General features: G+C 75.6%; 12 protein-coding genes and 3 pseudogenes. 10 read left to right on the top strand and 5 right to left on the bottom strand.

Translation table 11 applies throughout. The features are described 5' to 3' along the window. Positions 1-2: 2 nt before the first annotated feature. The gene (mycP, locus tag ABGB16_RS05340) at positions 3-1,391 is read right to left on the bottom strand and encodes a type VII secretion-associated serine protease mycosin (protein ID WP_347666822.1); all 1,389 of its coding nucleotides are present in this window, start codon (positions 1,389-1,391) and stop codon (positions 3-5) included. 74 nt (positions 1,392-1,465) lie between these two features. Beyond that, the gene (gene eccCa / locus ABGB16_RS05335; protein ID WP_347666821.1) at positions 1,466-5,449 is read right to left on the bottom strand and encodes a type VII secretion protein EccCa; all 3,984 of its coding nucleotides are present in this window, start codon (positions 5,447-5,449) and stop codon (positions 1,466-1,468) included. Positions 5,450-5,551: 102 nt separating this feature from the next. Here eccCa and eccD point away from each other — a divergent pair, with 102 nt between their 5' ends. After that, positions 5,552-6,952 carry a type VII secretion integral membrane protein EccD gene (gene eccD, locus ABGB16_RS05330; protein WP_347666820.1) on the top strand — a complete coding sequence of 467 codons (1,401 nt, stop codon included), beginning with the start codon at positions 5,552-5,554 and terminating at the stop codon, positions 6,950-6,952. Between the two features lie 92 nt (positions 6,953-7,044). Here eccD and ABGB16_RS05325 read toward each other — a convergent pair whose 3' ends face one another. Continuing rightward, positions 7,045-7,551 carry an inorganic diphosphatase gene (locus tag ABGB16_RS05325; protein ID WP_347666819.1) on the bottom strand — a complete coding sequence of 169 codons (507 nt, stop codon included), beginning with the start codon at positions 7,549-7,551 and terminating at the stop codon, positions 7,045-7,047. Between the two features lie 428 nt (positions 7,552-7,979). Here ABGB16_RS05325 and dacB point away from each other — a divergent pair, with 428 nt between their 5' ends. From dacB to ABGB16_RS05300, 5 genes and pseudogenes are all read left to right on the top strand, one after another. Beyond that, on the top strand, positions 7,980-9,488 hold the full coding sequence (gene dacB, locus ABGB16_RS05320) for a D-alanyl-D-alanine carboxypeptidase/D-alanyl-D-alanine-endopeptidase (protein WP_347666893.1): 1,509 nt from the start codon (positions 7,980-7,982) through the stop codon (positions 9,486-9,488). A gap of 90 nt (positions 9,489-9,578) precedes the next feature. Next, on the top strand, positions 9,579-10,646 hold the full coding sequence (locus tag ABGB16_RS05315; RefSeq protein ID WP_347666818.1) for a zinc-dependent metalloprotease: 1,068 nt from the start codon (positions 9,579-9,581) through the stop codon (positions 10,644-10,646). Positions 10,647-10,656: 10 nt separating this feature from the next. Then, a pseudogene (gene tilS / locus ABGB16_RS05310) lies at positions 10,657-11,229 on the top strand (tRNA lysidine(34) synthetase TilS); the annotation flags it as partial. A 474-nt stretch (positions 11,230-11,703) separates the two neighbouring features. Further along, positions 11,704-11,952, top strand: a pseudogene (locus tag ABGB16_RS05305) (TilS substrate-binding domain-containing protein); the annotation flags it as partial. 176 nt (positions 11,953-12,128) lie between these two features. Beyond that, positions 12,129-13,763, top strand: coding sequence for a gamma-glutamyltransferase family protein (locus tag ABGB16_RS05300; RefSeq protein WP_347666817.1), 1,635 nt, complete (start codon positions 12,129-12,131; stop codon positions 13,761-13,763). Between the two features lie 371 nt (positions 13,764-14,134). Here the strand turns inward: ABGB16_RS05300 and ABGB16_RS05295 are convergent, their stop codons facing one another. After that, a complete protein-coding gene (locus ABGB16_RS05295; protein ID WP_347666816.1) occupies positions 14,135-15,100 on the bottom strand; it encodes a helix-turn-helix domain-containing protein in 966 nt (321 codons plus the stop codon). 150 nt (positions 15,101-15,250) lie between these two features. On the opposite strand from ABGB16_RS05295, the gene ABGB16_RS05290 reads away from it, so the two are divergent. The 4 genes from ABGB16_RS05290 to folE all read left to right on the top strand — a co-directional run bounded on the left by ABGB16_RS05290 (position 15,251) and on the right by folE (position 19,191). Beyond that, a complete protein-coding gene (locus ABGB16_RS05290; protein ID WP_347666815.1) occupies positions 15,251-15,388 on the top strand; it encodes a hypothetical protein in 138 nt (45 codons plus the stop codon). 101 nt (positions 15,389-15,489) lie between these two features. Beyond that, the gene (gene hpt / locus ABGB16_RS05285) at positions 15,490-16,065 is read left to right on the top strand and encodes a hypoxanthine phosphoribosyltransferase (protein ID WP_347666814.1); all 576 of its coding nucleotides are present in this window, start codon (positions 15,490-15,492) and stop codon (positions 16,063-16,065) included. A 418-nt stretch (positions 16,066-16,483) separates the two neighbouring features. Then, a complete protein-coding gene (ftsH, locus tag ABGB16_RS05280) occupies positions 16,484-18,493 on the top strand; it encodes an ATP-dependent zinc metalloprotease FtsH (RefSeq protein ID WP_347666813.1) in 2,010 nt (669 codons plus the stop codon). A 35-nt stretch (positions 18,494-18,528) separates the two neighbouring features. Beyond that, entirely contained in the window at positions 18,529-19,191 is a 663-nt protein-coding gene (gene folE, locus ABGB16_RS05275) for a GTP cyclohydrolase I FolE (protein WP_347666892.1), read from the top strand. A 646-nt stretch (positions 19,192-19,837) separates the two neighbouring features. Here the strand turns inward: folE and ABGB16_RS05270 are convergent. Further along, positions 19,838-20,347, bottom strand: a pseudogene (locus tag ABGB16_RS05270) (hypothetical protein); the annotation flags it as partial. Positions 20,348-20,441 lie beyond the last annotated feature (94 nt).

Raw genomic sequence — 20,441 nt, 5'->3', positions numbered from 1 at the left:
GGTCAGCGGCCCCATCGCCGCAGGCGGCGGACCATCAGCGCGGTTCCGGTGACGACGGCGACGGCGAGGACCATCCCCGCCCACAGCCGTTCCCGGTCCGAGTCGTGCCCGCCGCCGGCCGGCTGCGCCAACCACCCGCTGCGCTGTTCGGCGGTGGTCAGGCCGGGCGGGGCGCTGTCCGTGGCGGTCAGCCGGTCGTGCTCGGGGACGCCGGGTGCCGGGCCGAAGCCGACCACGCCGGGGGACGAGCGGTCGTCGAGCGGGTTGTGCGACACCGCTGGTACGTCGGCGGTGAGCGCGGCGACCGGGTCGACCAGGCCGTACCCGAAGCGGTCGTCGCGGCCGGTGGGGCCGATGTCCCGGGCGGTGCTGATCAGACGGTTCACCACCTCGCCGGCCGACATCTGCGGCCAGCGGGCCCGGATCAGCGCGGCGGTCGCCGCGACCAGCGGGGACGCGAAGCTGGTGCCCTGCACCCGCCAGTATCCGCCCGGCCGGGCGCCGACCAGGCCGGTCGCCGGTGCGGTGAGGACGGTGGCGCGGCCGGTGATCGAGCCGGCCCAGAGGTTCTCGCTGGCCTGCTCCAGACCGGCGACCGCGACGACGCCCGGCTCCCGCGCCGGGTACCAGACCCTGACGTCGGAGGAGGTGGCCAGGTTGCCGGTGCAGGCGATCACCACCACGTCGCGGACGAACGCGTAGTCCAGCGCGGCCGCCAGGGCCGGGCTGTCACCGCTGCCGCCGAGCGAAAGGTTGATCACCCGGGCGCCGTTGTCGACCGCCCAGCGCACGCCCTTGGCGACGATCATCGCGTCGTCGTACCGGTTCTTGTCGTCCAGGACGCGGACCGGCAGGATCCTGGCGTCGGGGGCGAGCCCGACCACGCCCCGCCTGTCGTCGCGGCGCCCGGCGATCAGGCCGGCCACGGTCGTGCCGTGCCCGACGGGGTCCGCCCCGTCGTCGGTGTCGCCGTCGCCGACCAGGTCGATGCCGGGCAGCACCTGACCGGCCAGGTCCGGGTGCGAACCGTCCACCCCGGAGTCGATCACCGCCACGGTGACCCCGCGCCCGGTCGAGGACTGCCAGGCGGTCGCCGCCCGCAGCTCGTCGAGCTGCCACTGCTCGTCGCGGATCTGGTCGGTGCGCGCCGGCGTGTCGACCGGCGCGGCCCGCCGGGCCGCCGGCAGGGCCGTCGGAGCGGCGACGGACGCGAGGTCGGCGGCGTGGGCTGGCGGGGCGGTGATCGACGCGAGGTCGGCGGCGTGGGCCGGCAGCGGCGCGAGACCGGCGACCGACACCGCGACCACCGTCGCGCCGAGCAGCGCGCGGCCGGTGCGCCGTAGCCCCTTCGGCGGGCGGCCGTGCCGAACCCCAGTCACATCCCCCGCCATTCGTCGCCCTGGACACATGCTGCTCGGAGATTACCGGTTCCCCCGTCCGCGACGGGGCGAACCGCGAACAGCGGTCACTGCGGAGGCAGGTGGGCGAGCTGCACCAGCCGTACGCCCTCCCGCCGGGTGACCAGCCGGGCGCGGCCCGGAGGCAGCGGGCCGGGCCGGATCTGGCCGACCAGCGGCCCCTCCTCGGGGCTGCCGGCCATCACCAGCCCCGGGGTGGACAGCTCCTTCAGCCGCTGGAGGAACTGGTCGTACCCCCGGCCGGTGCCGCCGGCGCGGCGGGCCAGCACCAGGTGCAGGCCGATGTCCCGCGCCTGGGGCAGGTACTCCTCCAGCGCGCGCAGCGGGTTGACCGGGGCGCTGGCGACCAGGTCGTAGTCGTCGACCAGCACGAACAGCTCCGGCCCCGACCACCAGGACCGCTCCCGCAGCTGTGCCGGGGTGATGTCCCCGCCAGGAAGCCTGAGCTGCATGTACCCGGCGGCCGACTCGACCAGGGTGGTGGTGTGGGCGGCGTCGATGCCGTACCCGATGTTGTGGTCCGTCTCGATGGCGCCGAGCAGGCTGCGCCGGTAGTCCACCAGGATCACCCGGGCCTGGTCGGGGGTGAACCGGCCGACGATGGTGGCGGCCAGCGCCCGCAGGAACGACGACTTGCCGCACTCGGCGTCGCCGAAGACCAGCAGGTGCGGCTCGGTGGCGAAGTCGAGCGCCACCGGCCGCAGGTCGGCCTCGGCGATCCCGATCGGCAGCGCCAGCCCCGTCGCCGCGGTCAGGTCCAGCTCCGCGTACGGCAGCACGGGCGGGAGCAGCCGGACGGCGGGCGCGGCCGGGCCGGTCCACGCCGCGGCGACCGCCTTGACCAGGTCGGCGGTCTCCCCGCCCAGCCCGGCCAGGCGGGGCAGCGCGGCGAGGAAGTGCTGGCTCTCCGCCGTGATCCCCCGGCCCGGCGTCCGCTCCGGCACGCTCGCCGCGACGTTCCGCCGTACCAGCAGCGAGTCGGTCGGATCGCCGAGGCGCAGCTCGACGCGCGAGCCGAACAGGTCCCGGACCGCCGGCCGGAAGTCCGTCCAGCGGTGGGCGGTGGCCACCACGTGCACCCCGTACGACAGGCCCCGGGTGGCCAGCTCGGTGACCAGGGGCTCCAGGTCCTCGTACTCCTTGCGCAGGGCGTCCCAGCCGTCCACCACCAGGAACGCGTCGCCGAACGGGTCGGTGGCCGGCTGACCGGCGGCGGCGAGGGCGGCGCGCCGCTGCCGGTACGCGCCCATCGAGTCCACCCCCAACTCGGCGAAGCGCCGCTCCCGGTCGGCGAGCAGGGTGACCAGCTCGCCGACGGTCCGCCGGACGGCGGTCGGGTCGGTCCGGCCGCTCACCCCGCCGACGTGCGGCAGGTCGCGCAGCGCGCCGAGCCCGCCGCCGCCGAAGTCGAGGCAGTAGAGCTGCGCCTCGGCCGGGGTGTGGGTCAGCGCCAGCGCGCAGACCAGCGTGCGCAACAGGGTGGACTTGCCGCTCTGCGGGCCGCCGATCACCCCGACGTGCCCCGCCGACCCGCCGAGGGTCAGCCAGAGCAGGTCCCGACGTTGCTCGAACGGCTTGTCGACGACGGCCACCGGCACCTGCAGGGCGCCGTGCAGCTCCGGGTTGGCGACGGTCAGCCCGCGCGCCGGGTCGGTGCCGACCGGCCCGAGCAGCTCGTCCAGGGTCGGCGCCTCGTCCAGCGGCGGCAGCCACACCTGGTGCGCCGGTGGGCCCTGCCCGGCCAGCCGGCCCACCAGCGCGTCGAGCAGGCTCGCCACGCCGGTCTCCGCCTCGGCGGGGGGTGGGGTCGGGGTGACCGGCTCCGGGACCGGCACGACGTGCGTGGAGAAGGCGAGCAGCCGGGGCGCGCCCGACCCGCCGGCCCCCGCCGCGCCGCCCGTGCGGCGCAGCGCCCCGGAGACGTACGCGGCCTTGAAGCGGACCAGGGGTTCGGTGCCGAAGCGCAGGTAGCCGTGGCCGGGCGAGCGGGGCAGCTCGTGCGCGTCGGGCACCCCGAGCACCGTCCGGGACTCCAGCGCCGAGAAGGTGCGCAGCCCGATCCGGTACGACAGGTGCGTGTCCAGCCCGCGCAGCCGGCCCTCCTCCAGCCGCTGCGAGGCCAGCAGCAGGTGCACGCCGAGCGACCGGCCGAGCCGGCCGATCTGCACGAACAGGTCGATGAAGTCCGGCTTGGCCGACAGCAGCTCGGAGAACTCGTCGCAGATCAGCAGCAGCGACGGCAGCGGGGCCAGTGGGGCGCCCGCCGCCCGGGCCCGCTCGTAGTCGCGCAGGCTGGCGAAGTTGCCGGCCCGGCGCAGCAGCTCCTGGCGGCGGACCAGCTCGCCGTTGATCGCGTCGACCATCCGGTCGACCAGGGGCAGCGCGTCGGCCAGGTTGGTGATCACCGCGGCGGTGTGCGGCAGCCGCTCGAAGGAGGCGAACGTCGCCCCGCCCTTGAAGTCGACCAGCACGAAGTTGAGCTGCTCGGAGCTGTGCGTGGCGGCCAGCCCGAGCACCAGGGTGCGCAGCAGCTCGGACTTGCCGGAGCCGGTCGCCCCGATCAGCAGGCCGTGCGGGCCCATGCCGTCCTGCGCGGACTCCTTGAGGTCCAGCTCGATCGCGCCGCCGTCCGTGCCCACCCCGATCGGCACCCGCAGCCGGTCCCGCGCCGAGCGGGGCGCCCAGCCCTGCTCGGCGGTGAAGTTCTCCGGGTCGCCGATGCCCAGCAGCTCGGGCAGGCCCAGCTCGGCGTTGACCGGGGCGTCCGGCCCGCGTACGGCGGTGGCGAGCCGCAGCGGGGCCAGCCGGCGGGCGACCGCCTCGGCGTCGGCCGGTGCCAACCGGTCGGGGGTGCCGACCTCGGCGGCCCCGTCGGCGGAGTGCGAGTGCAGCCGGCCGCCGCGCAGGTCGAGCAGGAGGGCGTACCGGTCGAGCAGGCGGGGCGGCGGGGTGTCCAGGTCGACGACGGTGACCGCGTCGATGCCGCCGTCGCCGACCAGGTCGGTCGCGCCGGTGAGGTCGCCGCCGTCGAGCACCACCACGACGTGCGGGCCGTCGGTGGCCGGGCCGGCCGGGCTGAACCGCGACCGGCTGGACAGCACCTCGTCGAGCAGCCCCTCCAGCTCCACGGCGGAGCTGGTGACCAGGCGGACCGGGCCGAGGGCGTCGGAGCGGGTCGGGTGCTGGGCGTGCGGCAGCCACTTGACCCACTCCCACAGCGGTCGGCGCTCCGGGCCGGCGCAGACCGCGATCAGCAGTTCGTCGGGGGCGTGGAACACCGCGAGCTGGGCGAGCACGGCCCGGGCCAGCGCCTGCGCGTCCGGCGACCCGGTGCCGGGCCGGACGGTCCCGTCCGCCCCCTGCCGGGCCGGCCCGCCCCGCACGTACACCCGGGCGAAGCTGCGCAGCGACAGCGCCACCGGCAGGTCGGGCACGACCGAGTACGCGTCGAGGAACCGGCGCAGCGCGCCCGCGGTCATTGGCTCCAGCTCCTCCAACGGCCGGGTGACCGGGGGAACCAGTGGGGTGGCCAGCGTCTGCGGCCCGACGCCCACCCGGACCACCGCGAAGTCCGGGTCGGCCGGCCGGCGCTCCCAGACCCGGTGGCTGTCGACGGTCGACCAGAGCCGCCCCGGGTCCGGGTGGCGGTAGTACAGCCCCGCCCGCTGCTGCCCGGCGGTCTGCCGGACCCGGCGGCGCAGCGTGGTGAGGTGCCGCAGGTACTCACGCCGGGCCGCCATCATCTCCGACTTCTTCGGCGTGCCCGACGCGCTGCCCCACGAGGTCACCAGCATCGCCAGCGAGGAGAGCCCGAACAGACCGCCGACCACGTACGAGTACGCCCCGCCGCCGCGGCCGAACATCATCGCCATGGCCACCGTGCCGCCGAGCATGGGCAGCAGCATCAGCGCCTGCTGCCAGCGCCCGCCGGCGACGGCGGGGATCTCCGGCGGCCCGTCGACGGGCAGTTCGCCCACCAGGATGTCCGGCGCCGGACGCCGGGGCGGTCGCTTGACGACGACAGTGGACACTCGGCCTCCCCACAGCGCTCGGTAACCCGAGCCTGGCTCATCGTAGGTAAAGTCCTGTCGTCCGCGCCGTACCACTCCCCGCCTGACATTGGAGACACGTCGATGGCAACCGGGCTCGCCCGCGTCACGATCAGCGCCCCCCGGCGGCGGGTCGACGTCGCCCTGCCGGAGCAGGTGCCGCTGGCCGAGCTGCTGCCCGAGGTGCTGCGGCACGCGGGGGAGGGCCTGGCCGACGACGGGGAGCGGCACGGCGGCTGGGTGCTGCGGCGCGCCGACGGGGCCGCGCTGCTGACCGCCCAGGCGCTGCTGCCGCAGGGCGTGCGCGACGGTGAGGTGCTGCACCTGGTGCCGGCCCGCGCCGAGTGGCCGGAGCTGGAGTACGACGACGTGGTCGAGGCGATCGTGGACGGCGCCCGCCGCCGGGGCGCCGCCTGGTCGCCCGCCGCCACCCGCGCCGCCGCCCTGGCCGGAGCGGGGGTGCCGCTCGCCGTCGGGCTGCTCGCCCTGCTCACCGCCGGGCCGGGGTACCGGTCCGGCTGGCCCGTCGCGGTCGCGGTGGCGCTGCTGCTCACGCTCGCCGGCACGGCCGCCTCCCGGGCGTACGCCGACGGCGCGGCCGGCGCGACCCTCGGCGGCTACGCCCTGCCGTACGCCGCCGCGGCCGGCGCCCTGGCCGTCAGCTCCGGCGACCCGGTCGGCCCGGTCCGGGCGCTGCCCTGGCTGGGCGCCCCCGAGCTGCTGGCCGGCGCGGTCGCGCTGCTGCTGGCGGCGGTCCTCGGGCTGCTCGGCGTGGCCAGCCGGGTACGGGTCTTCGTGGCCGGCGCGACGGTCGGGCTGAGCGCCGCCCTCGCCGCCCTGGGCGCGCTGGCGCTGCCGCCGGAGGGCGCCGCGGCGGTGCTGCTGTGCGCCCTGGTGTTCGCGCTGGGCGCGCTGCCGCTGGTCGCCATCCGGCTGGGCAAGCTGCCGCTGCCGCCGATCACCCTGCCCGGCGACCCGACGCCGGGGGCGGCGGCGGCCCGGGACCTGCCGGATCGGGCCCGGGTGCACGCGGCGGTGGCCCGGACCGAGGAGATGCTGACCGGCATGCTGCTCGGGCACGCCGTGCTGGTGGTGGGGGCGGCGGCGGTGCTCGCCACGGCGGGCGGGCTGGCCGGACGCCTGCTCGTGGCCGTCGTCTCCGCCGTGCTGCTGCTGCGCTCCCGACTCTTCGTGGCGGTGCGCCAGCGGGTGCCCGCGGTGGTCGCCGGGCTGGCCGGGTGCGCCCTGCTGGGCGGGGTGCTCGCCGCGGACTCCGGGCCGGCCGGGCGGCTGCTGCTGGCCGCCGGCGGGCTCGCCGTGGCCCTGACCGCCGTGGCGGCCGGCACCGCCTACGCCCGGCGGCCCGTCTCGCCGTACGTCGGCCGGGCGGCCGACCTGGCCGACACCGCGCTGGTGGTGGCCGTCGTGCCGGTCGCCTGCGCGGTGCTCGACCTGTACGAACGGGCCCGGGGGCTGCTCGGCTGAGCGGCCCGGCGGGCCCGTCGACGTCAGGTGGTTTCCGGCGCGCTCGCGCGCGGTCCCGGCGCCCGGTCGCGCCGCGCTCCCCCCGGGTGGGATCAGTGCGCGGACTCGCCGCGCTCCTCGGCCTCCTTGGCGCGCCGGAACGACGCGTGGATCTCGGCCTCCGCCTCGACCCGGCCGACCCACGTCGCGCCCTCGACCGACTTGCCCGGCTCCAGGTCCTTGTACACCTCGAAGAAGTGCTGGATCTCCAGCCGGTCGAACTCGCCCAGGTGGTGGATGTCCCGCAGGTGCTCCTGGCGCGGGTCCTCGTAGGGCACGCAGAGGACCTTGTCGTCGCCGCCCTTCTCGTCCGTCATCCGGAACATGCCGATGGTGCGGCAGCGGATGAGGCAGCCCGGAAAGGTCGGCTCGGGGACCAGCACGAGGGCGTCCAGCGGGTCGCCGTCCTCGCCCAGGGTGCCCTCGATGAACCCGTAGTCCGCCGGGTACTGCGTGGACGTGAAGAGGGTGCGGTCCAGCCGGATGCGGCCGGTCACGTGGTCCACCTCGTACTTGTTGCGGTGACCCTTGGGGATCTCAACCGTGACGTCGAAATCCATCTCCCACGCTCCCTCGTTGCCCACGCTGGCTGACGGAAACAAGTGACGCCGCTCCCGTACGGGTGAATGCACCCGCGGGCTCCGGCCGCCGCATAGTGTTCGGACCGAAGTAGTGTCACCCAAGCTGTTTTCCACACCGGGAGGAGGGGGCCGTGGGGAGGGAAGATTCACACTACCGCCCGGAGGGGCTTGACGGACGGGAGAACGGACGCCCGCCTTCCGGGAGGGTGAACGGCCGTTTTCCGGTGCCCGGGGCCAATCTGCCCCGTAGGCCCGATCCCGCCGCCGCGCCCCCGGGCGGCGCCCTGACCGCGCCGAGCGACCTGCCACCGCCGCCGGCGTGGGCGCCCCCGACCGGCCCGACGGCCGCCGACCGGTACGTCGGCCTCACCGACGCCTCGCGTATCCCGCTCGGCACCCCGCCCCCGGTGTCGGCCGTCCCGCCGCCGCCCGGCCCGCCGCCCGGCGTCCTCCCGGCTCCCGCCCGGCGCCGCCGGCGGCTCCCGCTCGCCGTGCTGGCCACGGTGCTGCTGCTCGTCCTGGTCGGGGCCGGACTGGCCGTGGTCCGGCCCGGCCCGGTGGCCGGCTGGCTCGGCGCGGACCGGGTCGCACCGGAGGCGACCGCCGACGCCGCGGAGCCCGCCCCCGTGCCGGTGCTCGCCGGCGCGGACCCGGGGGCGCCGGCACCGACCCCCGACGGGGTCCGCGCCGCGCTGGACCCGCTGGTCCGGGCTCCCGAACTCGGCAGCCGGGTCAACGTGTCGGTGGCGGACGTGGCGGACGGCGGCTCGCTCTACGCCCGGGGCGGCGACGACGGCACCGTGCCCGCCTCGGTGACCAAGCTGGCGACCGCGGTGACTGTGCTGGCCGCCCGCGGCCCCAGCTACCGCATCCCGACCCGGGCGGTGGCCGGCACCAACCCGGGCGAGGTGGTGCTGGTGGGCGGCGGCGACCCGACCCTGGCGGTCGACGGCGACGGTTTCTACCCCGGGGCGGCCCGCCTGGACGACCTGGCGCAGCAGGTCAAGCACGCCCTCGGCGGTACGGAGCCGACCAAGGTCACCGTCGACTCCTCGCTCTTCCCCGGCCCGGTGCACGGGCCCGGCTGGGACTCCGACATCCCGACCGGCGGCTTCGGCGCGGCGATCACCGCGCTGATGACGGACGGCGCTCGTACGGACCCGGAGGCCGCGCGGAAGAACTTCGACGACATGCACGGTTGGGCGCAGCGGTCGGCGCAGCCGGACCTGGCCGCCGGAGGCGCGTTCGCCAGGCTGCTCGGGCTCTCCGGGGACGCCGCCGAGGTGAGGCGGGGCAGGGCGCCCGCGGCCAACGGGGCCCCGGCCGGCACCGTCACGCCCGGCGCCGAACTGGGGCGGGTCGAGTCGCTGCCGATGATCCGGCTGGTCGACATCATGATCAGCGACTCCGACAACGTGATCGCCGAGGCGCTGGCCCGGCAGGTGGCGCTGGCCCGCAACCAGCCGGGGTCGTTCGCCGGCGGCGCGGCGGCCATGGACGCGGTGATCGGCGAGCTGGGCCTGCCGGCCGATGAGATCACCCTCTCCGACGCCAGCGGGCTGTCCCGGGCCAACCGGATCAGCCCCTCCCTGCTCACCGACCTGGTCACGCTCGCCGGCAACGGCAGCCACCCCGAGTTGGCCGCCATCTTCGGCGGCCTGCCCGTCGCCGCCTGGTCCGGCACCCTCGACGGCCGGTACCAGGCGACGGGCACCACGGCCGGGGCCGGCGTGGTGCGGGCGAAGACCGGGACGCTGACCGGGGTGCACGCCATCGCGGGACTGGTCACCACCAGGGACGGGCGGTTGCTCACCTTCGCCGTGCTCACCGACGAGGCCCCGGCCGGCACGCCGGACGAGACCCGCCGCGCTCTCGACCGCATCACCTCCGCCCTGGCCGCCTGCGGCTGCCGCTGACCCCGATACGGGGCGAGTTGGCGGTGATTGGGGGCGGTATGGGCCTGGTCGCCGGCCGGCGAGGTGTTCCGGCGCGGGTACGGTGGGTCCATGGCGCAGTTCGTCGACTGGGATCTGGCCGCCGCGACCGCGGGGGCACTGGGTAAGTCGGGCCCCCGGGTGTCGTACGCGGAGGCCACCGAGGTCGTCGCCGAGCTGCGGCGGCTCACCGACGAGGCGGCCGGCCACGTGGCCGACTACACGGGGTTGCACTCCCAGGTCCACCACCCGCCCGTGCGGGTGGTGGATCGGCGGGACTGGGCGGCGACCAACATCGCGGGGCTGCGCGAGGTGATCGCCCCGCTCGTCAGCCGCCTCGCCGGGGACAAGCGGCCCGGCCCGCTCACCGAGGCGATCGGCTCCCGGCTGACCGGGGTGCAGGCCGGCAGCGTGCTGGCGTACCTCTCCGGCCGGGTCCTCGGCCAGTACGAGGTCTTCTCCGGCGACCCGGGCCAGCTGCTGCTGGTCGCCCCGAACATCGTCGAGGTCGAGCGAAAGCTTCAGGCCGACCCGCGCGACTTCCGGCTCTGGGTCTGCCTGCACGAGGTGACCCACCGGACGCAGTTCACCGCCGTGCCCTGGATGCGGGCGTACTTCCTCGGCGAGGTGCAGGCGTTCGTGGACGCCTCGCAGGGCGGCGAGCACCTGCTGGAGCGGCTGCGCCGGGGCGTGGCCACCCTCTCCGACGCGATCCGGGACCCGGAGAGCCGGACCAGCGTCCTGGACCTCGTGCAGACCCCCGCCCAGCGGGCCGTGCTGGACCGGCTCACCGCGCTGATGACGCTGCTGGAGGGGCACGCCGAGTTCGTGATGGACGGCGTCGGGCCGCAGGTGATTCCGAGCGTCGAGCGCATCCGGGCCGCGTTCAACCGGCGCCGGGAGGCCGGCAACCCGCTGGAGAAGGCGGTCCGCCGGCTGCTCGGCGTCGAGGTCAAGATGCGCCAGTACGCCGAGGGCCGCAAGTTCGTCCACGGCGTGGTCGAGCGGGTCGGCATGGACGGCTTCAACAAGGTCTTCGGTTCGCCGCTCACCCTGCCCCGGCTGGAGGAGCTGGGCGACCCGGACGCCTGGGTGGCCCGGGTGCACGGGCCGACCGGCGCCACCCCCACCGTCGGCTGACCGTACGCCGATGGCCGCGCTCTCCCCGCCGGTCGCCGCGCTGCGGGCCGCCGTCCGCCGGGCGCTCACCGGGCTGACCGGGGACGGCCCGGTGCTCGTCGCCTGCTCGGGCGGGGCCGACTCGCTCGCCCTGGCCGCCGCCACCGCGTTCGTGGCGCCCCGGCTCGGCCGGCGGGCCGGGCTGATCACCGTCGACCACGGCCTCCAGGCCGGCTCCGACCGGCGGGCCGCCGACGTCGCGGCCTGGGCCGCCGGCGCCGGGTTCGCGCCGGCGGAGGCGGTACGGGTCGAGGTCGCCGGCCGCCCGGGCGGCCCGGAGGCGGCCGCCCGCCAGGCGCGCTACCAGGCGCTGGTCGAGGCGGCCCGGCGGCACGGCGCCGCCGCCCTGCTCACCGGGCACACCCGCGACGACCAGGCGGAGACCGTCCTGCTCGCGCTCGCCCGGGGCGCCGGCCCGCGCGGGCTGGCCGGGATGCCGCCCCGGCGGGACCTGTCCGGCGTGCCGCTGCTGCGGCCCCTGCTCGACGTCGGCCGGGAGCAGACCCGCAAGGCGTGCGCGGCGCTCGGGCTGACGCCATGGGAGGACCCGCACAACACCGACCCCTCGTACGCCCGCGCCCGGGTCCGGGCGGAGCTGCTGCCCGCGCTGATCCGGGCGCTCGGTCCCGCGGTGGTGGACAACCTGGCGCGCACCGCCCGGCTGGTGGCCGCCGACACCGCCGCCCTCGACGACCTGGCCGCCGCCGCCCTCGCGGCTGGCCCGGCCGCCGTTCCGCCGCCGGCCCCCGTTCCGCCGCCGGCCCCCGTTCCGCCGCCGGCCGCCGTTCCGCCGCCAGCCGCCGAGGGCGAGCGGCCGGCCGGGGTGGGGGCCGGGGTCGACGGGGTGTCGGCGGTGGCGCTCACGGTGCGGAGCGAGCCTCCAGTCGGGGTGCGGGCGGGGGCCGACGAGGTGTCGGCGGTGGCGCTCACGGTGCGGAGCGAGCCTCCAGTCGGGGTGCGGGCGGGGGCCGACGAGGTGTCGGTGGCGGCGCTCACGGTGCGGAGCGAGCCTCCAGCCGGAGTGCGGGCCGGCGGCGGCGGGCTGTCGGTCGCGGCGCTGGCCGGGTTGGTGCCCGCGGTCCGGACCCGGGTGCTGCACGCCTGGGCCCGGGAACTTGGCGCGTCGCCGGCCGCGCTGTCACACCGGCACGTCGCCGCACTCGACGCGCTGGTCACCGGCTGGCGCGGGCAGGGGCCCGCCCACCTTCCCGGCGGGATCCAGGTTGTCCGCCGCGCCGGCCGGCTGGTGGTCGACGGCGGGCGGTAGCGCGGTTGGCGGGGCCCGGCCATGTCGCCGACATGACGGGGTCCCCGGTACTGGGATACCGCCACATCGCCGACATGGCGGCCTCCCTGGCCCCGCAATGCGCTATGTCGGCGACATGGTGGAGCGCCTGCCGGCGCGGGCTCCCGCCGCCGCGCCCGGCGCGGTAGACATGGCGGATGGCGTACCCCCGACAGCCGCTCCACGCCCCGAACGGCGCGGTGGCGACGAGCCACCCGCTGGCCGCCGCGGCCGGCCTGGCCGCGCTCCGGCGCGGCGGCACCGCCGTCGACGCCGCGCTGGCCACCGCTATCACGCTGACCGTGGTGCAACCGCCGTCGAACGACATCGGCGGCGACCTCTTCGCCATCGTCTGGGACGGCGAGCGGCTGCACGGGCTGAACGCCTCCGGCCGGTCCCCAGCGGCGCTCACCCGCGAGGCGGTGCTCGCCGCGACCGGCGGCCAGGGCGCCGAGCCGGTGGACGCGCTCGGCGGCGACCAGGCCGCCGGCCCGGCCATGCCGGCCCGGGGCTGGCTGCCGGTCACGGTTCCCGGCGCCCCGGCCGGCTGGCGGGACCTGCACGACCGGTTCGGCTCCCTGCCGTTCGCCGACCTGTTCGCCGACGCGATCGGCTATGCCGAGCACGGCCACCCCGTGAGCCCCGGCGCGGCGGCGACCTGGGCGCGCGGGGTGGCGGGGCACGCCGGCCTCGCTGGGCCGGAGTACGCCGAATTCGGCCGGGTGTTCACGATCGACGGCCGGGCGCCCCGGCCCGGCGAGCGCTGGCGCAACCCGGACGCCGCCACCACCCTGCGCCGGATCGCCGCCACGCGTGGGGAGGACTTCTACCGGGGCCGGATCGCCGAGGCCCTGGCCGCGCACGCGGCCCGCACCAGCGGGCTCGTCACGGCCGACGACCTGGCCCGGCACCGGTCGACCTGGGTGCGCCCGGTCAGCGTCCGCTACCGGGGGCACGAGGTGTGGGAGCTGCCGCCGAACGGGCAGGGGCTCGCCGCACTGCTCGCGCTGGGCGTCCTCGACGGGGTCGACCTCGCCGCGCTCCCGCCCGAGGAACGGCTGCACTGGCAGATCGAGGCGGTCAAGCTCGGCTTCGCCGACGCGCACGCCCACGTGGCGGACCCGGACCATGCGCGGGTGCCCACCGAGGCGCTGCTGTCCCCGGCGTACGCGAAGACCCGCCGGGCCCTGGTCGGTGATCGGGCCGGCAGCCCCACGGCCGGCGACCCGGAGCGCGGCGGCACGGTCTACCTCTGCGCCGCCGACGCCCGGGGGATGATGGTGAGCCTGATCCAGTCCACGTACCTGGCGTTCGGCTCGCACGTGGTGGTGCCCGGGCACGGCTTCGCCCTGCAGAACCGGGGCCTCGGCTTCCGGGTCGACCCCGGTCACCCCAACGCGGTCGGCCCGGCCAGGCGGCCGTACCACACGATCATCCCCGGCTTCCTGACCAGGGACGGCGAGCCGATCGGTCCGTTCGGGGTGATGGGCGGGCACATGCAGCCGCAGGGGCACGTCCAGCTGGTCTCGGCGACCCTCGACGGAAGGCTCGACCCGCAGGCCGCGCTGGGCGCCCCGCGCTGGTACTGGCACGCCGGCCGGTCGCTGCTCGTCGAGCCGGAGCTGGCGGCCGAGCCCAGCCTGGTCGCGGGGTTGCGCGCCCGGGGGCACGAGATCACCGTCGCCGACGAGCCCGCGGTCTTCGGGTACGGGCAGGCGCTGTGGCGGTCGCCGGCCGGCGGCTACGTGGCGGGCACCGAGCCCCGGGTGGACGGTGCCGCCGTCGGCTGCTGACCCGGCCGTCCCCGTCACGGCTCCCGCCGTGCCAGCCCTTCTGCCGGCGTGCCAGCGCTTCTGCCGGCGTGCCAGCGCTTCTGCCGGAGTGCCAGCGCTTCTGCCGGAGTGCCAGCGCTTCTGCCGGAGTGCCAGCGCTTCTGCCGGAGTGCCAGCCCTTCTGCCGGAGTGCCAGCGCTTTCTGCCGGCGTGCCGTGGCGTCGTGGCGTCGTGCCGCTGTGGCGTCGTGGCGCTGTGGCGGTATGGCGGTATGGCGGTGTGGTGCCGTGGTGTCGTGCCGCCGTGCCGTTGTGGCGTCGTGCCGATGTGGCGCTGTGGTGTCGTGCCGCCGTGCCGCTGTGGCGGCCGGCTTCGCAGGGACGGTCGCGGCATCAGTGGGCTCCGACGCGGTCGCGGAAGGTGGCTCGATAGGCGTTCGGGGTGGTGCCGACGCGGCGGGTGAAGTGGTGCCGCAGCGCCGCCGCGTCGCCGAAGCCGGCCCGCCCGGCGACGCTCTCCACGCTCAGCCCCGTTTCCTCCAACAGCCGCCGGGCCAGCAGCACCCGCTGGCTGGTCAGCCAGTCGTGCGGCGTCGTTCCGGTCTCGGCCCGGAACCGGCGGGCGAAGGTGCGCGGGGACATCCCGGCCCGGGCGGCCAGGTCGTCGACGGTCACCGGCCGGTCCAGCCGCCCCATCAGCCAGGCGAGGACCGGCTCCAGCGTCGGCGCCTCGGGGGCCTTCGGGATGGGTGCCTCGACGTACTGGGACTGGCCGCCGTCGCGGTGCGGCGGCACGACCATCCGGCGGGCCAGCCGGGTGGCGGTGGCCGAGCCGTGCTCCTGCCGTACGAGGTGCAGGCACGCGTCGATGCCGGCCGCCGTGCCCGCGCTGGTGAGCAGCCGGCCGTCGGCCACGTAGAGCGAGTTGCAGCGCACCCGCGCGCGGGGGTTGCGGCGCTGCAACTCGTCGACGTGCCGCCAGTGGGTGGTGCACTCCCGGTCGTCGAGTAGCCCGGCCTCGCCGAGCACGAACGCGCCGGAGCAGACGCTCATGACGTATGCGCCCCGGGCGGCGGCCCGGCGCAGCGCGTCCAGGACCGGGGGTGGAACGGCGGCGCCGTCCTTGCCGTGGGCCGGCACGGCCACCAGGTCGGCGTCCTCGATCGGCCCGAGGCCCGCGTGCGGGGTGAGGTGGAACCCGGAGCCGGTCTGCACGGGGCCGCCGTCGACGGTGCAGACGGCGAACTGGTAACCGGGGAAGCCGTCGGCGGTGCGGTCCGTGCCGAACACCTCCGCGAGCACCCCCAGCTCGAACGCGGCGACCTGATCCAACGCGACGACGGCGACCGAGCGGAGCATGTGACGAGGGTAACCCGGCGATTGGCAGGAAATCGATGCCCCGTGGCATTGCTGCCACTGTCCGCCGGTTCGGGCGCCGCGCAGACTGGGTGCAGCCCGGTGCGCACCAGCGGCGAAAACCATTCAAAGCCACGCGAAAGCGAGCTCGTCATGGAATTCCTGCTGCTCCTGCTCTTCCTGCTCATCCTCGCGGTCGCCTCGGCGGCCGGCCTCGCCACCGACACCAGGGACTCGGCGGACTGGAAGCCCACCGAGGAGGGCCGGCGATGGGCGTCCCGCACCTGCTGACCCGATTCGCTCCCTTCGTACTAGAAAATCCTGGGCGGGGACGCGCCGAAAGGGGCGGCCCCGCCGACGGGGGGCATCCGGCGTACGGCAGGCTAGGAGCTATGGCTGACGGCTCCTGGTACGACGCCGACATCGACCACGTGATCATTTCGGAGGCGCAGATCCGCGACAAGACCGCGGAACTCGCCAAGCAGGTGTCCGCGGACTACGCGCACGTCGAGGACGGCCTCCTGCTCGTCTGCGTGCTCAAGGGCGCGGTCATGTTCATGGCCGACTTCGCCCGGGCGCTCGGGCGGCAGGGCCCGCCCGCCGAGTTGGACTTCATGGCCATCTCGTCGTACGGCCAGGGCACCACCTCCTCGGGTGTGGTGCGGATCCTGAAGGACCTGGACCGGGACATCGCCGGCCGGCACGTGGTCGTCGTCGAGGACATCGTCGACTCCGGGCTGACCCTGTCCTGGCTGCTGCGCTACCTGGAGTCCCGGTCGGCGGCCAGCGTCGAGGTCGTCGCCCTGTTCCGCAAGCCGGACGCGGTCAAGGTTTCGGTCCCGGTGAAGTACGTCGGGTTCGACATCCCGACCGAGTTCGTCGTCGGCTACGGCCTCGACTTCGGCGAGCGTTACCGCGAGCTGCCCTACGTCGGCGTGCTCAAACCGGAGGTCTACGCGCGGGCGTGAGCACGGCCGACGCGGCCGCGGACCCGCTCGGCCCGGCCCACACCCGGCCCACGCCCGGCTCGCGTCAAGCCGACGTTCAGCGCGCTCTCAGCCAACGGGACTACGGTAGGGGCCGGTGACGTGGAGGCTTTCTCCCTGCCCGACCCCTCGAACCGCGTGACCGGGCGGTCGGATGGTCGGGCGCGGAGCTCCCGGCACGCCGGCCGTCCCGGTTCGCCGTACGCGTAACTGCTGGGCTCGCAAGCTCACATCTCGCGCACACGGTGTACCGTCGAATGACCGTGGCGCGGAAGTGACGCGCCCGGGGTCGAGGCCGGCCCGCACGGCGGCTCCGGCCGCCGCCACGGCGGCAAACGCCATTGAAGACGGTCAGGACGTCGATCAGGAGGATGCGGGCGTCTCTTCGCCCGACGACAGTATGGAACGTACGCGTTTCTTCCGCCGACCGGTGGTCTGGATCATCCTGGTCATCCTCGGCGCCGTTGTGCTCAGTCAGCTGTTCACCGCTGGTCCCAGCTACCACCGCGTGGACACGTCCGTTGCGCTCGATCAACTGCATACCGCGAAGATCAAGAAGGCGATCTACCAGGACAAGGAGCAGACGCTCCAGCTCGACCTGGAGAGCAAGACCAAGTTCGACGACACGACCACCGACCGGATCGAGGCGCAGTTCCCGTACCAGGCCGGCGAGCAGGTCTGGAACGAGGTCCTCGCCGCCAAGGCGGCCAACCGGATCACCGGCCCGGCCGACACCAAGGTGTCGAGCGACAGCGTCTGGGTGAGCCTGCTGGTCAACCTGCTGCCCATCGCGCTGCTCGTGCTGCTGCTGCTGTTCTTCATGTCGCAGATGCAGGGCGGCGGCTCCCGGGTGCTCAACTTCGGCAAGTCCAAGGCCAAGATGATCACCAAGGACACGCCGAAGACCACCTTCGCGGACGTCGCGGGCGCGGACGAGGCCGTCGAGGAGCTGCAGGAGATCAAGGACTTCCTGCAGAACCCGGCGAAGTACCAGGCCCTGGGCGCCAAGATCCCGAAGGGCGTGCTGCTCTTCGGCCCGCCCGGAACGGGCAAGACCCTGCTCGCGCGCGCCGTCGCCGGCGAGGCCGGGGTGCCGTTCTACTCGATCTCCGGCTCGGACTTCGTCGAGATGTTCGTCGGCGTTGGCGCCAGCCGGGTCCGTGACCTGTTCGAGCAGGCCAAGTCGAACGCCCCGGCGATCGTCTTCGTCGACGAGATCGACGCCGTCGGCCGCCACCGCGGTGCCGGCATGGGCGGCGGTCACGACGAGCGCGAGCAGACGCTCAACCAGCTGCTCGTCGAGATGGACGGCTTCGACACCAAGGGCGGCGTCATCCTGATCGCCGCCACCAACCGGCCGGACATCCTCGACCCGGCGCTGCTGCGTCCGGGCCGGTTCGACCGGCAGATCCCGGTGGACGCCCCCGACATGGAGGGCCGCAAGGCCATCCTGCGGGTGCATGCCAAGGGCAAGCCGTTCACCCCCGACGTCGACCTCGACTCGGTGGCCCGGCGTACCCCGGGCTTCAGCGGCGCCGACCTGGCCAACGTGATCAACGAGGCCGCGCTGCTGACCGCCCGCAAGGACCAGCGCGCGATCACCAACGACTCCCTGGAGGAGTCGATCGACCGGGTGATCGCCGGTCCGCAGCGCCGGACCCGGGTGATGAGCGACCAGGAGAAGAAGATCACCGCGTACCACGAGGGTGGGCACGCGCTGGTCGCCTGGGCGCTGCCGCACGCCGCGCCGGTGCACAAGGTGACGATCCTGTCCCGCGGCCGTTCGCTGGGCCACACCCTGGTCCTGCCGACCGAGGACAAGTACACCCAGACCCGCGCGGAGATGGTCGACACCCTGGCGTACGCGCTCGGCGGCCGGGCCGCCGAGGAGCTGGTGTTCCACGAGCCGACCACCGGCGCCGGCAACGACATCGAGAAGGCCACCCAGTTGGCCCGCGCGATGATCACCCAGTACGGCATGAGCTCCAAGCTCGGCGCGATCAAGTACGGCACCAGCGGCGACGAGCCGTTCCTCGGCCGCAACATGGGCCACGAGCGGGACTACTCCGACGCGGTGGCCGCCGAGATCGACGCGGAGATGCGGGCGCTCATCGAGCTGGCGCACGACGAGGCCTGGGAGATCCTGGTCGAGTACCGGGACGTCCTGGACAACATCGTCCTGGAGCTGATGGAGAAGGAGACCCTCTCCACCGCCGACATGGCCCGCATCTGCGACCGGGTGGTGAAGCGCCCGCCGATGGCCCCGTACAACGGGTTCGGCAAGCGCCAGCCGTCCACCGAGCCCCCGGTGCTCACGCCGGCGGAGAAGGACGCACTCAAGGCGCAGGCCCAGGCCGACGGCGCGGCCGTCAGCAGCGGCAGCCCCAACAACTCGGACGGTACGCACTGAGCACCGAATCGACAGTCGGCCAGGAGGGGGCGGCGCTGGCCGCCTCCTCCACCGAGCCCGACACCGACGAACTGGACTACCTCGCCGCGCGCCTGGTCAACGGCCGGTTGACCGGGCGGCCGGTGGAGGAGTCCGTCGACCTGGGCCGGATCGAGAAGGCGGTCCGCGAGATCCTGATCGCGGTCGGGGAGGACCCGGACCGCGACGGGCTCGTCAAGACCCCGTCCCGGGTGGCCCGGGCGTACGCCGAGCTGTTCGCCGGGCTGCGGGTCGACCCGGCGCAGGTGCTCAGCACCACCTTCGAGGCCAACCACGAGGAGTTGGTGCTCGTCCGGGACATCGACGTGATGAGCCTCTGCGAGCACCACCTTCTCCCGTTCCGGGGCAGCGCGCACATCGGCTACATCCCCGGGCCGGACGGCCGGATCACCGGGCTGTCCAAGCTGGCCAGGCTGGTCGAGGTCTTCGCCCGCCGCCCCCAGGTGCAGGAGCGGCTCACGTCGCAGATCGCCGACCTGCTGATGGACAGGCTTGCCCCGCGCGGCGTCGTGGTGGTGCTGGAGTGCGAGCACATGTGCATGGCGATGCGCGGCATCCAGAAGTCCGGCGCGAAGACCATCACCTCCGCGGTACGCGGCACGCTCCAGGGCGACGCCAAGTCCCGCGCCGAGGCGATGGCCCTGATCATTCCCCGCTGACCGCGGGAGCTTCCCCGGCGTCGCCGGGTCGGGCGTCCGCCCGGCCCGGCGACGCCGTCTTCGGACCGGGGCCGGCGGTGGTCGGTGCGCGGGGTCGCCCCCGCGCTCGTCGTCACATCGGGCCGGTCGCGGCGGGTCAGCCGGCGAGCATCGACAGCAGGATCCCGGTCGTGGCCAGCACCGCCGGGACGAGGCACACCAGCGCTCCCCAGCGGGGCGTGCGGTCCAGCCGGCCGGCCGGTGCCGCCAGGCCGGGTGCGATCTGATCCGGCGTCCCGGCGGACGAGGCCGCCCGACCCTTCGGACCCTCGGCACCGGGCACGGGCTCGCCAGCCGCGCCGCCCACACCGGCACCGCTCACCGCGACTGAACCGCCCACACCGGCACCGCTCACCGCGACTGAACCGCCCACACCGGCACCGCTCAGCGCGGCTGAACCGCCCACACCGGCACCGCCGGCCTCGGGTGCGCCGCCCACGGCGCCGTCCGCCTCAGGTACGCCGCTCGCCTCGGTTGCGCCGCTCGCGTCGGCTGGGCCGCCTGTGCTGGGTGGGCTGCCCGTGCCGGTTGCTCCGCCCGTGCCGAAGCCGGGCGGCGGGTCGGGCCGCGCCGGACCGTCGACGCCCGCCCGGGAGTCCCCGCCGAACAGGCGGCCGACGCCCCACCAGCCGGCGACGAAGGCGACCGCCGGCATCGGCAGGCCGCAGAGCAACGCGGCCACGCTCGCCGGGCCGGTGCCGAACGTCGCGTGGAGCGCAACCTGCAGCAGCGGCACGACCAGCGCCAGCGGCCCGTACACGAGCAGGTTGCGCGCCCGCGGCGGCCAACTGCCCGGGCGGAGCCCGCGCCGCGCGGTGAGCACGTCGTCCGCCACGTCCGCCCAGCCCCGGGCCGCGCGCAACGCCGCGAGCACCGCGGTCGGCCCGCCGACCATGGCCCGGGCCGCCTCCGTCAGCTCCGGCGGCGTCGGCACCAGCGCCATCGGCGGTACGCCCAGCTCATGCAGCCGGGAGCGTTGCGGGGCGAGTCGCTCGCGTACCGTGGTCAGCTCCTCGCGGGCGGCCTGGACCGCCCGGGCCTGCTCCGTGGCGGCGGCCGCGGCGCCCCGGCGCACCCCGTCGAGTTGACGGGCCGCGGCGACGTACGCCGTCCAGGCGGCCTCGACGCCGGCCCCGGCGCCCGGGCTGCCTCCGGCGGCGTGGTGGCCGGCGCCACCCGAGGCGTTCGTGGCGGCCCCGGCGCCCGGATCC

The sequence above is a fragment of the Micromonospora sp. B11E3 genome, from assembly GCF_039871625.1.
Classification (GTDB): Bacteria; Actinomycetota; Actinomycetes; order Mycobacteriales; family Micromonosporaceae; genus Micromonospora.
The sequence above is the reverse complement of the archived record's forward strand: the minus strand, read 5'-3'. Positions and strand labels throughout refer to the sequence as shown.